Raw genomic sequence first — 13,233 nt, 5'->3', positions numbered from 1 at the left:
AGGCTGCCCAAGGGCATGAACTTCGAGAAGGAGGCCGCATGGCCAGTTCAGCGCCGGCTGCCGGCACCCCGGAGGCCGGGACACCGGGAAGCATGGGTGACGTCCGCCGCGGCAACCTGGCCCTGGTGCTGGGGCGCATAGCCCTGTCGGGGGCGGGCACGCACCTGACCCGGGCCCAGATTGCCGCCGCCACGGGCCTCACCAAGGCCTCCGTCTCGAGCCTGGTGCTGGACCTCCTGGACGTCGGCATCGTTAGGGAAATCGGGCTGAATCCGCAAGGGGAGCGCGGACGCCCCGGCGTCGGGCTGGAGCTGAATCCCGCCAGAGGCGTGATGGGCATGGAAATCAATGTCGACTACATTTCCGCGGGAGTGACGGACCTGGCAGGAAACCTGTTGCTCCAGGAAACGCGCGAGCAGGACAATCGCCGTGTCACACCCGATTCGGTGTCCGCGGCCTTGGCGGATCTGGCGGCCGGGCTGCGGGACACGGCGGAAGCCCAAGGGGTCCGCGTCCTCGGCGGCGGCCTGGCCGTCCCGGGGCTCGTCGATGCCAAAACCGGAACGGTCATCACGGCTCCAAACCTTGGGTGGAATTCCGCGACCCTGGATTTGGCTGTGGTGTTGCCGGACGTGCCGCTGGGCACCACGCTCTTCAACGAGGCCAACGCCGCAGCCCTTGCCGAGCTGCGCTACCGGCCAGCCGGCGACGCGGACTTCCTGTTTGTCTCCGGCGAAGTGGGCGTGGGCGGCGGGCTGGTGATCGGTTCCGAACTGTTCACTGGACCCCACGGGCATGCTGGGGAGTTGGGGCATGTTGTCGTCCAGCCAGAGGGAACGCTGTGTTCGTGCGGTGGCACGGGCTGCCTGGAAACGGTGGCGGGCCAGGACGCGATCTTTGTTGCCGCGGGAATTCCCACGCAGACGGCGCCCGGACCGGCCGCTTCGGGTCCGGCGGCTGGTCCAGCCGGATATGGTCCTGCCCGATCCGAGAGCCTGGCGCAGTTGCTCACGGCGCTCGCCGCCCGCGACGTGGACGCACTTGCAGCTGTTTCGCGCGCAGGTCATTACCTGGGCGTGGCAGTCGCGTCCACGGTCCGGCTGCTTGATATCCCGTCGGTGGTCCTGGGCGGCCACTTCGCTATCTTGGGCGAGTGGATCAGGCCCGCACTAGCGGAAAGCCTGGCTCGATACGCCCCTGGAAAAGTCCCGGCCGGGAACATCAGCCTGTCCGCCGTGGGCCAGGCCGGAGCGCTGCTGGGTGCTGCCGGCAGCGTCGTCCGTTCCCTCGTGGAGGCCCCACACCGGCTCCAGGATCAGGCTCCTTAGGCGAGTGCATGTCCGGTCTGGCCGTCATTCTGCGGTCGCTGGAGTTGTTCGCCAATTACTGGCACAGCAGATCGCTTAGTTCTGGTCGGGCTTCTTCCTTAGTCGAAACCATGGTTTCGACGGCATGAAGAACCAGAACAGGGAAATCAACGCGACCATGCACAGACCGAAGCGCGATGGCTTGGTTACGAGCAGTATGGCTCGGCATTGTCCGTTCTGCTGCAGGCCTTGGGATTCCGGCGTTCACGATAGCCCTCTGCACAAAGCAAGCGGCCCTGACCAGCGGAAAGTACCGCAGATCAGGACCGCTTTTCTTAGTGCCCCAGGAGGGAATCGAACCCCCGACCGGCGGATTAGAAGGCCGCTGCTCTATCCCCTGAGCTACTGGGGCACGTGGTGTCCGGAGCTTATATTCCGGGCGCATCAAAAGTTTACATGGCCCCGGCTGCTGCGACGCTCACGCAGGCACCCGTCCTCCACAGCGCCATTCTTGGAAGCGTTGTGCACATACGCAAAATTGCCCCTCGCGGGAGCATGGAGTCCACGCGAAGCTGGTTTTGCCCGATTGGGCGCCACCTTCGAGACAGGACTTCATCATGAGCGACATCATCACCATCCGGGGCTTTGTGGCCACAGACGTCACCACGTCGACCACCACCACCGGCGTTGGGACGGCCTCGTTCCGGCTCGGATCCCCTTCCCGTCATTTCGACAAAACTTCGGGCACATGGGTCGAGGACCACATGAATTGGTTCACGGTCCAGGGCTACCGCCAACTGGCCGGCAATATGGGCTGCAGCATCAAGAAGGGCCAGCGGGTCATCGTGGTTGGCCGGTTGAAGCTGGCGAGCTGGGAACGGGACGGACGGGTCTTCCACACTGCTGAAATAAACGCCGACGCCGTGGGCCACGATCTGAAGTGGGGCTCTGCTAACTACATCCGGACCCCGAAGAACGAGCTGCCGGACTCCGAGGTGGCAAACCGGCCCGGTGGCGACGGTTATGACGGGACAGGAGGGGACCCTGAGCCTGATGACTACACGGAGGAAGACGGAATCCCGAAGGACGTCACCATCGAGGACACCAATGGCGACTACGTCACCCTGGACACCGAAACGGGCGAGCTCGCAGGGGCCGCGACCTGAGGGCGCCGCGCTTCATGCCACGCCGGGCAGCCGCTCCAAGGCCCGCCACGCCGCAACAACCCCCGGCGTTGCGGCGTGGCAGAATGGCGGCATGACGAGCACGACGAATCACCGGCCGAACCATCAAGAAGCTCCCCGGCCGGGATTTCCGTCATCATCCGGCGCTTCCTCCCGCAAGGTTCTCATCGCGGTTGTCGCCTGCCTTGCCGGTGCCGCAGCACTGACGGCTTGCACCGGGACATCCACAGCAGACCCGAGTGCCACGATGGCGGCGGGTACCACGGCGCCGGCCTCTGCCCAGGCAACCGGCCCGGCAGCGGAAGTAGACCCTGCCACATCCACGCTGAAGCAGACCCTTGCCGACGCCCTGAACCGCCTGGCCGCCAGCACTCCAAAGCCCGCCACGGCCCAGGTAACGGATGCACTTGCCGGGGTGGGTATCCCGAAGGCGGCCCTGGAGGTTTCCGAAAGCCGCACACCCACCGGGCTGGATGCCGACGCCATCGAAGCGGCTGTCCTGCAGGGCGCGGACTGTGTTATCGGGCAAATCCGCGACGGCAGCGTAACAGTCACGGTGCTGCCGGTGCTGGCGAGCGGCAAATGCTTTGTAGGGGCTCCCGCCTGACGGACGAATGTGAGTTATCCCCGCCAACCCACTAGATTTGGAACCATGGCGGAATTTATCTACACAATGACCAAGGCCCGTAAGGCCGTTGGCGAAAAACTTATTCTCGACGACGTAAGCATGTCCTTCTTCCCGGGCGCCAAGATTGGTGTTGTTGGCCCGAACGGTGCCGGTAAGTCCACCATTCTTAAGATCATGGCCGGACTGGACACACCGTCGAACGGCGAAGCGCGGCTCAGCCCTGGCTACACGGTGGGGATCCTGCTGCAGGAACCGCCCCTGAACGAAGAAAAGACCGTCCTCGGTAACGTCCAGGAAGGCGTGGGCGAGATCTACGGCAAGATTCAGCGCTTCAATGAGATCTCCGAGGAAATGGCCAGCCCCGACGCTGACTACGACACCCTCCTCGAAGAGATGGGCCACCTGCAGGAAGCCATTGACTCGGCCGATGCCTGGGACCTGGACTCCCAGCTGGAGCAGGCCATGGACGCACTCCGCTGCCCGCCCGCCGATGCTGACGTCACGCTCCTTTCCGGTGGTGAACGCCGCCGCGTCGCCCTGTGCAAGCTCCTCCTGCAGAAGCCTGACCTGTTGCTGCTCGACGAGCCCACCAACCACCTGGACGCCGAGAGCGTGTTGTGGCTTGAACAGCACCTGTCCAACTACGCCGGCGCCGTCCTGGCCGTCACCCACGACCGGTACTTCCTGGACCACGTTGCAGAGTGGATCGCCGAGGTTGACCGGGGCCACCTCTACCCGTATGAGGGCAACTACTCCACTTACCTGGAGAAGAAGCGCGCCCGCCTTGAAGTCCAGGGCAAGAAGGACGCCAAGCAGGCTAAGCGCCTCACCGAAGAACTTGAGTGGGTCCGCTCCAACGCCAAGGGCCGGCAGACCAAGTCCAAGGCCCGCCTGGCCCGCTACGAGGAAATGGCCGCCGAGGCGGACCGTACGCGGAAGCTTGACTTCGAAGAGATCCAGATCCCGCCAGGACCGCGCCTGGGCGGACTGGTCCTGGAAGCCAAGAACCTGCAGAAGGGCTTCGACGACCGCACGCTGATCGACGGACTCTCCTTCAGCCTTCCCCGCAACGGGATCGTTGGCGTCATTGGCCCCAACGGTGTGGGCAAGTCCACGTTGTTCAAGACCATCGTGGGCCTGGAGCCGCTCGACGGCGGCGAGCTGAAGATCGGTGACTCCGTCAAGATCTCCTACGCGGACCAGAGCCGCGGAGGCATCGACCCCAACAAGACCCTGTGGGAGGTCGTCTCCGACGGCTTGGACTACATCCAGGTGGGCCACGTGGAAATGCCGTCCCGCGCCTACGTCGCCGCGTTCGGCTTCAAGGGCCCGGATCAGCAGAAGAAGGCCGGCGTACTCTCCGGCGGTGAGCGCAACAGGCTGAACTTGGCCCTGACGCTCAAGCAGGGCGGAAACCTGCTGCTCCTTGACGAACCCACCAACGACCTCGACGTTGAAACCCTCAGCAGCCTGGAGAACGCGCTGCTGGAATTCCCCGGCTGCGCCGTGGTGGTTTCGCACGACCGCTGGTTCCTGGACCGGGTTGCCACCCACATCCTCGCCTACGAAGGCGACGAGGAAAACCCCTCCAAGTGGTACTGGTTCGAGGGCAACTTCGAATCCTACGAGGAGAACAAAGTGGAGCGCCTGGGTCCGGACGCCGCGAAGCCGCACCGGGTCACGCACCGCCGCCTCACCCGCGACTGAACAACTGCGCACTGACAGTACGAAGCGGAAAGGCCGGCACCCTGCAGGGTGCCGGCCTTTCTCGTTAAGTGAAAGTCAGTGAGAGGCGAAGCGAGCTAGTCGCGCCCGGCCTTGCGGATCTGGTGCTCCAGGACTTTGGACTGGAAAGCCCCCACCACCTTGTTCTTGAGGTCGGTGGGAACCCGGACCATCCCCTCCTGCGCCACGGATGCCACGTGCTGGCCGGCCCGGTTGAAGATCTTGCCCGTGGCCAGCCCCCGGGCGCCCTGGGCGCTGGGGGATTCCTGGACGTAGAGCAGCCACTCGTCCACGCGGGCCGGGCGGTGCCACCACATAGCGTGGTCCAGGCTGGCCACGTTCATGCCGGGGGTGATCCAGCTGAGCCCGTGCCGGCGGAGAATGGACTCCAGCAGTGTGTAGTCGCTGGCGTAGGCCAAAGCGGCTCGGTGAAGGTTGGCGTTGTCGGGCATCGGTCCAAACGTCTTCATCCACACGGCATTCCGCGCTTCCCGTTTGCCTTTGGCAGATACATACAGGGGCGGATCCACGTGGCGGATGTCGAATGGCCGCTCGTAGGCCCAGTGCCGGGCCACCGGGTGGTCGAACTTGCCCAGGAGGTCGGCTGTGCTCGGCAGCGATTCGGGATCCGGGATTCCTTTGGGCATGGCTGATTCGTGCTCGATGCCTTCATCCTCGCCTTGGAAGGACGCGATCATCGACAGGATGGGCACACCCTCCTGGTAGGCATGGACCCGGCGTGCGGAGAACGAGCGGCCATCGCGCAGGCGCTGGACGCCAAAGGTGATGGTTTTGTTGGCATCGCCTGGCCGCAGGAAGTAGCCGTGCATGGAATGGACGTGGCGCTCAGGGTCCACTGTCCGGGTGGCGGCGATGAGGGACTGGGCCAGGACCTGGCCGCCGAAGACCCGCTGGTGCGGCTGCTGCTGGGAAGGCCCCAGGAAGATGTCCTCGTCGGTGCGGGCCCCCTCCAGTTCGCCCAGGTCCAGGAGCTTGATCAGTGATGTGGTGGGGTCACCGCTGGGCGGGGCCAGCAATCCGGCGTCGGCTTCAGTCATGGTTCGACTCTAGACGCCACCCCGGCACCGCTCAAACAACGTACAGCCGGTAGTGTTCTTAGTGTGTCTGATCTACTCACCCAGTCCTTCCGCTTCACCGATCCGCGTGATCTCGCCGACCTGCGCACCTTCGCCACGCGCGCCAAAACAATCGACGACGGCGCCATTCGGCTTCAGGCAGCAGGCTCAGTCCTGGCGGCGTACGTCTGCGTGCTGAGGCCACGGCTGCTGGGCGAATCAACCCCCACCATCCTGGGCTTGCGCACCATGGGGCTCGCTGAACGTTCTGAAACTGATGTCACAGTCCCGCTGTCTGCGGTCCTGGATCGTCTCGCCAGGGCAGGGGAGGGCGACGTCGAGCTGCCGGTTCCGCCGTCCACCGTCACCGAATCCTGGACCGGAGTCGGCGCCCCCAGGACAGGCTGGGAACTGATCCGGTCCGTACCGGATGCTGAACTGCGCCAGGCCGCCGATGCCGGCATCGCCGAAGTTGCCGGCATCGTGCCGGACAAGCCGGGCGCCTTGATCGTCAACAATGCCCGGGCCGCAGTCTGGGGCCGGCCCCTGGACGATTCGGGGCTTCCGGCTGGAGCCGCGTTCGCCGCGCTGACGCTGGGGTTCCTTGGCGAGGGTGACCAGAAGCTCTACCGCACTGGCCGGTGGTTCCGCCTTACCGGCGCCCGCGGGCACGTCCTTGCGCGCACCGGGAGCGGACTGGGCTAGGCCCGGCTTTGGCAAACAGCCCGGACCCGGGCTCAGCTGTCGGACGGGCTGTTCACCATAGACAGTGCCGCACGCTCCATGTAGTCCCATAGCGTGCCTTCGTACAAGGGCGGCAGCCCCAACGAGTCCACGGCCGCGCGCATGTGGAAGAGCCAACGGTCCTTCGCCTCGGGCGTGACGCGAAACGGCATGTGCCGCATCCGCAGCCGAGGGTGGCCGCGTTCCTCGCCATACGTGGTGGGGCCACCCCAGTACTGCTCCAGGAACATCAGGAAACGGCGCTTGGCCGGCGCAAGGTCCTCTTCCGGGTACATCGGGCGCAACAGCGGGTCGGTAGCCACGCCATCGTAGAAGACATCGATGAGGCGAACGAACGTTTCATGGCCGCCCACGGCATCGTAGAAGTTGTCCGTGTAGCCTGGCTGGCTGAAAGGGTCGTTCTGCATCAGCTGGCGCGGCTGCTGCGGGTCGGCGGGTGTGCTCATGTCCCTATTCTCCGGCTTTCTGGTCAGTCTTTTTAGTCTCGGTGTTGGTGGCAGGCTCGTGCAGTGCAGTTTCCGGGCCGGCGGCGGGCGCATCAGGCACCGGCGCGTAGTTTCCTTGGGAACGGTTGCCGACACGGAGGATTTCGCCGTTGCGCAGGTACCAGATGGCGCCGTCCTCGGACCGGACCCGGGTGATGCGCAGGCCCATGGATTCCACTACCCCCACCACCTCGCTGGTTTCGATGACGTCGCCGATTCCGTACTGGTCCTCGATGGTGATGAAGATGCCGGCCAGGAAATCCCGGATCAGCTGCTGGGCGCCGAAGCCAATGGCAACACCGAGGATTCCCACGCTTGTCAGCAGCGGGGCGATGTTGATGTCCAGGTTCTGGAGGACATACATGCTGGTGATGACGGCCACCAGCACGCCTACGATGCTGTTGAGCAGCGATCCGATGGTTTCCGCGCGCTGGACGCGGCGCTCATGATCCAAGGCCCGGATCGCCGGGGCCACCCACTTGAAGTGGGCCTTCTTGAAGAAGTTGCTCCCGGAGGCCACCCGCCTGCTGATCCGGGAAATCACGAAGGTTGCCACCAACCAGATAGCTACGCCGACGCCCAGGCTGATGACAATGCCGGTGACGCTGACGCCGTCGGGCTCGGAGGCGAGGGAAGGGGTGATCGACAACGTGCTGAACATAAACGGTAAAACTCCTTGGGGGTCTCCGGCGGGGGCCGGGATGGTGCTCGCCGGCGCTCGGGTTTCGCCCGGCGCGGAAGGCTCTGTTCTCTTTCAACCCTAGCGCCGTAGCGTGGACCCATGCGCATCCTTGTATTGGGCGGAACTGCCTTCCTGTCCGCAGAAATAGTCCGGCAAGCAGTGGCTGCGGGGCATGATGTTACGTGCCTGGCCCGCGGTTCGGCGGCTCAACCGCCGGAGGGCGCTCAATGGTTGAGGGCGGACCGTTCACTGGGCGCGAACGCTTATGACGGGGCCACCGGAGTTTGGGACGAAGTCATTGACGTGGCCCGCGATACCGTCCAGGCGACGGATGCTCTGGACGCACTGGCAGACAGAGCCGGCCATTGGACGTTTGTGTCCAGCTGTTCGGTCTACGCCGACCATTCGACCCCGGGAGAGGCGGAGGACGCTGCCCTCCTGCCTCCCCTGCCCGCCGGTACGGTATCCGCCCCCGAAAACTACGGGGAGTCGAAGTCGGCCATCGAGCAGGCAACCTTGGTTGCGGCCGCAGCCAAGGCGCATCTCTGCCGGGCCGGACTCATCGGCGGTCCCGGCGACACAACCGACCGCTACGGCTACTGGCCGGCGAGGTTCGCCCGGGACAATGGACCCGTCGTCGTCCCCGACATACCCGGCCACGCCACCCAAGTCATCGACGTCCGCGACCTGGCCCTATGGATTCTCCACGCCGCGGAGCAGGGTGTCACGGGCGCACTGAACGCCTTGGGGGACCAGGTGCCCTTCGCCGACTACCTTGAGGGCTCGAAAGCCGCCGCCGGCTACCAGGGCGAGGTCCTAACGGCGCCGGAGGACTGGCTCGTGGACCATGGAGTCGATTATTGGGCCGGGCCTGATTCCCTCCCGCTGTGGCTGCCGCCGGGCCACGACGGCTTCTGCACACGCAGCAACATGGCTGCCCGCGCCGCCGGACTGACGACGCGCCCCTGGCAGGAGACGGTGGCGGACACCCTCGAGGACGAGCGCCGCCGCGGACTGAACCGCCGCCGCAAGGCCGGGCTTGCCCCCGCCACGGAAGCCCGGCTCGTGGAGGAGCTCCGCCGAAGCGTATGAATCCCATCCGCCCAACTGAGTAGCAGCAGATGTTGTTCTGAGCCCTCAAAACGACATCAGCTGCTACTCAGTTGGGGTCAGGCCGTCAGGGTCACGGGATCGTGGTGCACGGGGAAATTGACGCTCCGGGCAATGAAACAGACCTGGTTTGCTTCGTGGTGCATTTGCTCCGCCAGAGCCACGTGGGCCGGGTCCGCCAGCGTCACCCTCGGGTGCAGGGTCACTGACTCAAACTGCCCGCTGCCGTCCCGGTTCAGGCGCATCGTCCCCGTGGCTTCGTCCCGGTAGTCCGTAACAATGACGCCGTGCCGTACCGCCACGTGCAGGAAGGACAGCATGTGGCACTGGGCGAGAGCGGCGAGGAGAAGTTGCTCGGGGTTGTAGCGTGACCTGTCGCCATGGAACGTCGGGTCAGCGGAGCCCGGGAGCACCGGCAGCCCCGGAATCAGGACGTCGTGGTCCCGCGAGTAGCCCCGGTAGGACGATGTTCCCTCCCCAAGGTTGCCGGTCCACTGCACGGTCAGTTCATAGCGGTGCTCACCCAGGCTCATGCCGGACGCCTAGGCATCGCCGGGAAGGACGTCGGCCGCACGGGCGCGCAGTGCCCGGGCAACGCCGTCGCGGTTTTCCAGCATCATCCGCCGCAACGCGGCGCTTTCTGCCGGGAGGGCGGCCAGGAAGCCGTCAGTCCGGTCGATGGTGGCCTGGGTGGTCAGCAGGGCCGGGTAGAGCCCGACGACGATCTGCTGGGCCAGTGCGTGGGTGCGGGTGGCCACGATCCCAGGAACCGCCTCGAAGTACTTTTCCGCGTACGGTTCCAGCAGGGACCGGTCCAGGACCCGGGTGAATCCGGTCACCGCAGAGCCCTGCAGTGCGTTGGACAGTTCGCCCTTGACCACGATCGATTCCCACGCGGCCGCCTTGGCCTCGGGCGTGGGGATCGCGGCCTTGGCCAGAGCCGCCGCGTTCTGCCCACTGGCGGTGTTGTCCCGTTCCAGTTCGGCGTTGATGTCCTCCGTGCCTAGGCGGCCGCCGGCTACCAGGGATGCCAGGAGCTCCCACCGGAGGTCCTGGTCCACGGCCAGCCCGTCCAGGGGTGTTGCGCCGGACAGAAGGCCGGCAACGGTATCCAGCTGCCCGGTGCTGCGGGCCAGGAGGGCAAAAGACTTCACGAACTGCAGCTGGGCGTCGGATCCGCCCGGCACAGTGTTGGCGAGTTCCCACAGCGTGTCCACCGCTGCCACAGCAGTGGCCTCGCGGTGCTGCTCAGCGACATAGAAGTTCAGCGTGGTGGCCAGCTGGCGCAGCTGGACCAGGATCACCGAGGAATCCGATTCCGCGGCAACGTTGGCCAGGATCAGGTCAACGTAGCGGCGAGCGGGGGTCTCGCCGTCGCGCGCCGCATCCCACGCGGAATTCCATACCAGGGTGCGCGGGAGGCTCTCACTGAAGTCCTTCAGGTGTGCTGTGGCCGTCGCCAGGGACTTTTCGTCCAGCCGAACCTTGGCGTAGGCGAGGTCGTCGTCGTTGACCAGGATCAGGTCCGGCTGCGCCAGTCCGGCCAGGGCCGGCACCTCGGTGCGCCCGCCGTCGACGTCGAGTTCCTCCCGGTGCACCCGCTCGAGCTTGCCGGCGCTATTGAGGTTGTAGAAGCCAACGGCAAGGCGGTGCGGACGGATGGTGGGCCACTCCTCAACGGCCGACTGGACTATCACGAAGGAGGTGAGGTTCCCGTCGCCGTCCACCTCCAGCTCGGGCTTGAGCGTGTTCACGCCGGCCGTTTCCAGCCACAACTGGCCCCATCGGTCAAGATCCCGGCCGCTGGCATTCTCCAGCTCCACCATGAGGTCGCTGAGCTCGGTGTTCTGCCAGGCGTGCTTGCTGAAGTACTCCCGCACGCCCGCCATGAACTGCTCCGGACCGACCCAGGCCACCAGCTGGCGCAGCACGGAGGCGCCCTTGGCGTAGGTAATGCCGTCGAAGTTGACCTCCACATCCTGCAGGTTGTTGATTTCGGCGAAGATCGGGTGCGTGGTGGGCAGCTGGTCCTGGCGGTAGGCCCAGGACTTCTCCACGGAGGCGAAGGTGGTCCACGCACTGGTAAAGGACGTGTTCTCCACGGCGGCGAGGTGGGACATGTATTCGGCGAAGGATTCGTTGAGCCAGAGGTCATTCCACCAGCGCATGGTCACCAAATCGCCGAACCACATGTGCGCGAGCTCATGCAGCACCGTGATGGCCCGGCGTTCGATCTGCGCGTCGGTGACTTTGCTACGGAACACGTACCCTTCGAGGATGGTGACCGCGCCTGCGTTTTCCATGGCCCCCGCGTTGAACTCGGGCACAAACAGCTGGTCGTACTTCTCGAACGGGTACGGGCAGCCGAACTGGGCCTCGAAGAATTCAAAGCCTTGCCGGGTCAGCTCAAAGATGTTTTCGGCATCGAGGTATTGCATCAGTGATTTCCGGGCAAAGACGCCCAGCGGGATGACCCGTCCGTCAGAACTGGCCACCTCACTCCGGACCGACTGGTAGGGGCCTGCGATCAGCGCGGTGACGTAGGAAGAAAGCCTGGGCGTCGGTGCGAAGGACCAGACGGAGCGCGCCCCGCCGTTGTCCCCGGGAGTGGTTTCCTGCGGCGCGGGGGTGGGGGAGTTGGAAATAACGTCCCAGTGCGACGGTGCGGTGACGTTGAAGGTAAACGTGCCCTTGAGGTCCGGCTGCTCAAAGACGGCAAACATGCGGCGCGAATCGGGCACCTCGAACTGGGTGTACAGGTAAACCTCGCCGTCCACCGGATCCACGAACCGGTGCAGGCCTTCGCCAGTATTCATGTACGGGGCGTCGGCAACCACCGTGAGCTCGTTGGTGGCCGCCAGGTCCGGCAACTGGATCCGGATGCCGTCGGAGACGGTGCCGGGGTCCAGGGCACGCCCGTTTAGCGTGACGCTGTGGACCGTGTGGGTAATGGCGTCGATAAACGTGGAGGAACCCGGTTCGGCTTCGAACTTTACCGTTGTGGTGCTCCCGAAGACCTTCTCGCCCCTGGTCAAATCCAGGCTGACCGCGTAGGAATCGACAGTGATCAGTTCGGCGCGCTCGCGGGCTTCGGTGCGCGTCAGGTTAATACCTGGCAAGGGGGCCTCCAGAAGGGTTGCTGTTGCCGGCGGGTGATGGCCTGCGCCGGGCACTGTGAAATCATTCTTTCATTTCTTGGGCGGTTGGCAAGTTACCGCGATCACATCCCGACACGGCGGGAGTAGCGTTAATGCATGGGCAAGTTCAGGGATGCGGTGGATGCCAAGGCGTTGCGGTTTGCTGTCGGGTTCCCGGTGGTACTGGCCGCGGCTTTTGTTTTCTGTGCCTTCCTCCTGCGGCCTGACCTTCCGGAGCCGCTCGCCGTGAGCTGGACGGACGACGGCGGCGCCTCCTTTGCGTCGTTTTCCGCCTATGCGTGGGGAGGGGCGCTGATTATCGTTGCAGCGGGCTGGCTGGTCCTGTCCCAGGCCGTTCCGGTCTCCCGTCCGGCCGTGATGCGCAGGATCATGATGGGGGCCGGACTTTTCCTGAGCCTCTTCATTACCAGCGTCCTGGCAGCCGGGCTGGTGGGCCAGACCGGACTTGCAGACGCCCGCGAATCCCGGGTGGACCTGACAGTCCTGGCACTGGGAAGCGGTGCAGCGCTCTCACTGGGGGTCATCATGGGCTTTGTTTTCAAGGCCGACAGGCAGTGGTCGCCGGAAGACGACAGGGCCTTCGAGCTGGCCCTCGCCAGGGAACTGGACCCTGACCTCGCGCGCGATTCGATCCGGCTCTGGGTCCACGCCCGCAGTTCGGTTTTTGTCATGATCACCGTGGCCACGCTCTTTCCCGCAGCCTTGATCACTATTGCCCTGCCGTGGCTGGGAGCCGTCCTCGCAGGGCTGGCCGTCGTGGCCGCGGCGTTCCTTTGCGCCAGGGTCAAGGCCGACCGCAGCGGCCTGCGGGTGCTGGTGGCCGGCGTGTTCCCGGTGATGGACGTGCCCGCAGCGGCCATCTCGGAGGCCAACGCCTCGGAGGTGAAGGCCGCTGACTACGGCGGGTGGGGCTACCGGAACCACAGCGGCACTGCCGCCATGCTGGTAAGCAGCGGCCCCGCCGTCGTCGTGCGGAAAACAGACGGCCACAGCCTCGCAGTGAGCGGCGGCAGCCCGGCGTCCGCTGCCCGCCTGGCCGAAGTCCTGACCCGGGTGGCCGCGCGGGCGCATGGCGGAGCCTCCGGCGCGGCGGGTGCAGAGTCCTAGTATTCTTGTGCCTGTTGATCTGACCCT

The 13,233-nt window shown here is 65.3% G+C and carries 12 protein-coding genes and 1 tRNA gene; 7 read left to right on the top strand and 6 right to left on the bottom strand.

The window, feature by feature from the left end:
• Positions 1–38: 38 nt before the first annotated feature.
• Positions 39–1,328 carry an ROK family protein gene (locus ACFC25_RS15605; protein WP_376046671.1) on the top strand — a complete coding sequence of 430 codons (1,290 nt, stop codon included), beginning with the start codon at positions 39–41 and terminating at the stop codon, positions 1,326–1,328.
• Between the two features lie 318 nt (positions 1,329–1,646).
• Here the strand turns inward: ACFC25_RS15605 and ACFC25_RS15600 are convergent.
• Positions 1,647–1,719: transfer RNA gene (locus tag ACFC25_RS15600), tRNA-Arg, on the bottom strand.
• Between the two features lie 205 nt (positions 1,720–1,924).
• Here ACFC25_RS15600 and ACFC25_RS15595 point away from each other — a divergent pair.
• The 3 genes from ACFC25_RS15595 (at position 1,925) to ettA (ending at position 4,826) form a co-directional block, all read left to right on the top strand.
• Positions 1,925–2,473 (top strand): single-stranded DNA-binding protein, encoded by a 549-nt coding sequence (locus tag ACFC25_RS15595; protein WP_337349031.1) that lies wholly within the window; start codon positions 1,925–1,927, stop codon positions 2,471–2,473.
• Positions 2,474–2,564: 91 nt separating this feature from the next.
• A complete protein-coding gene (locus ACFC25_RS15590) occupies positions 2,565–3,098 on the top strand; it encodes a DUF6993 domain-containing protein (RefSeq protein ID WP_376046668.1) in 534 nt (177 codons plus the stop codon).
• 45 nt (positions 3,099–3,143) lie between these two features.
• Positions 3,144–4,826 (top strand): energy-dependent translational throttle protein EttA, encoded by a 1,683-nt coding sequence (gene ettA / locus ACFC25_RS15585; RefSeq protein WP_337349033.1) that lies wholly within the window; start codon positions 3,144–3,146, stop codon positions 4,824–4,826.
• 95 nt (positions 4,827–4,921) lie between these two features.
• Here ettA and ACFC25_RS15580 read toward each other — a convergent pair whose 3' ends face one another.
• Positions 4,922–5,902, bottom strand: a complete 981-nt coding sequence (locus tag ACFC25_RS15580; protein WP_337352339.1) for an acyl-CoA thioesterase II — start codon at positions 5,900–5,902, stop codon at positions 4,922–4,924.
• A gap of 63 nt (positions 5,903–5,965) precedes the next feature.
• Here ACFC25_RS15580 and ACFC25_RS15575 point away from each other — a divergent pair, with 63 nt between their 5' ends.
• A complete protein-coding gene (locus ACFC25_RS15575; RefSeq protein WP_376046665.1) occupies positions 5,966–6,625 on the top strand; it encodes a hypothetical protein in 660 nt (219 codons plus the stop codon).
• Between the two features lie 32 nt (positions 6,626–6,657).
• Here the strand turns inward: ACFC25_RS15575 and ACFC25_RS15570 are convergent, their stop codons facing one another.
• Both ACFC25_RS15570 and ACFC25_RS15565 read right to left on the bottom strand, forming a co-directional pair.
• Positions 6,658–7,110, bottom strand: coding sequence for a globin (locus ACFC25_RS15570; RefSeq protein WP_376046662.1), 453 nt, complete (start codon positions 7,108–7,110; stop codon positions 6,658–6,660).
• Positions 7,111–7,114: 4 nt separating this feature from the next.
• Positions 7,115–7,810: a mechanosensitive ion channel domain-containing protein gene (locus ACFC25_RS15565; protein WP_337348221.1), complete on the bottom strand. Its 696-nt coding sequence runs from the start codon at positions 7,808–7,810 to the stop codon at positions 7,115–7,117.
• Between the two features lie 120 nt (positions 7,811–7,930).
• Here ACFC25_RS15565 and ACFC25_RS15560 point away from each other — a divergent pair, with 120 nt between their 5' ends.
• Positions 7,931–8,923: an NAD-dependent epimerase/dehydratase family protein gene (locus ACFC25_RS15560; RefSeq protein ID WP_376046659.1), complete on the top strand. Its 993-nt coding sequence runs from the start codon at positions 7,931–7,933 to the stop codon at positions 8,921–8,923.
• A 77-nt stretch (positions 8,924–9,000) separates the two neighbouring features.
• Here the strand turns inward: ACFC25_RS15560 and ACFC25_RS15555 are convergent, their stop codons facing one another.
• Together ACFC25_RS15555 and pepN are read right to left on the bottom strand one after the other, a co-directional pair.
• Positions 9,001–9,474 carry an OsmC family protein gene (locus ACFC25_RS15555; protein WP_337348219.1) on the bottom strand — a complete coding sequence of 158 codons (474 nt, stop codon included), beginning with the start codon at positions 9,472–9,474 and terminating at the stop codon, positions 9,001–9,003.
• Positions 9,475–9,483: 9 nt separating this feature from the next.
• The gene (gene pepN, locus ACFC25_RS15550) at positions 9,484–12,060 is read right to left on the bottom strand and encodes an aminopeptidase N (RefSeq protein ID WP_376046656.1); all 2,577 of its coding nucleotides are present in this window, start codon (positions 12,058–12,060) and stop codon (positions 9,484–9,486) included.
• A 135-nt stretch (positions 12,061–12,195) separates the two neighbouring features.
• Here pepN and ACFC25_RS15545 point away from each other — a divergent pair, with 135 nt between their 5' ends.
• Positions 12,196–13,206 carry a hypothetical protein gene (locus ACFC25_RS15545; RefSeq protein ID WP_376046653.1) on the top strand — a complete coding sequence of 337 codons (1,011 nt, stop codon included), beginning with the start codon at positions 12,196–12,198 and terminating at the stop codon, positions 13,204–13,206.
• The last annotated feature ends 27 nt before the right edge of the window (positions 13,207–13,233 follow it).

Source organism: Pseudarthrobacter sp. NPDC055928 (assembly GCF_042270935.1).
Lineage (GTDB): Bacteria > Actinomycetota > Actinomycetes > Actinomycetales > Micrococcaceae > Arthrobacter.
The sequence above is the reverse complement of the archived record's forward strand: the minus strand, read 5'-3'. Positions and strand labels throughout refer to the sequence as shown.

Excerpts from the sequence above, each read along its gene's own strand:
- ACFC25_RS15570 (WP_376046662.1), bottom strand. The coding sequence starts at position 7,110 with ATGAGCACACCCGCCGACCCGCAGCAGCCGCGCCAGCTGATGCAGAAC.
- ACFC25_RS15580 (WP_337352339.1), bottom strand. The coding sequence starts at position 5,902 with ATGACTGAAGCCGACGCCGGATTGCTGGCCCCGCCCAGCGGTGACCCC.
- ACFC25_RS15560 (WP_376046659.1), top strand. The coding sequence starts at position 7,931 with ATGCGCATCCTTGTATTGGGCGGAACTGCCTTCCTGTCCGCAGAAATA.
- ACFC25_RS15555 (WP_337348219.1), bottom strand. The coding sequence starts at position 9,474 with ATGAGCCTGGGTGAGCACCGCTATGAACTGACCGTGCAGTGGACCGGC.
- ACFC25_RS15605 (WP_376046671.1), top strand. The coding sequence starts at position 39 with ATGGCCAGTTCAGCGCCGGCTGCCGGCACCCCGGAGGCCGGGACACCG.
- ACFC25_RS15545 (WP_376046653.1), top strand. The coding sequence starts at position 12,196 with ATGGGCAAGTTCAGGGATGCGGTGGATGCCAAGGCGTTGCGGTTTGCT.
- ettA (WP_337349033.1), top strand. The coding sequence starts at position 3,144 with ATGGCGGAATTTATCTACACAATGACCAAGGCCCGTAAGGCCGTTGGC.
- ACFC25_RS15565 (WP_337348221.1), bottom strand. The coding sequence starts at position 7,810 with ATGTTCAGCACGTTGTCGATCACCCCTTCCCTCGCCTCCGAGCCCGAC.
- ACFC25_RS15595 (WP_337349031.1), top strand. The coding sequence starts at position 1,925 with ATGAGCGACATCATCACCATCCGGGGCTTTGTGGCCACAGACGTCACC.
- ACFC25_RS15590 (WP_376046668.1), top strand. The coding sequence starts at position 2,565 with ATGACGAGCACGACGAATCACCGGCCGAACCATCAAGAAGCTCCCCGG.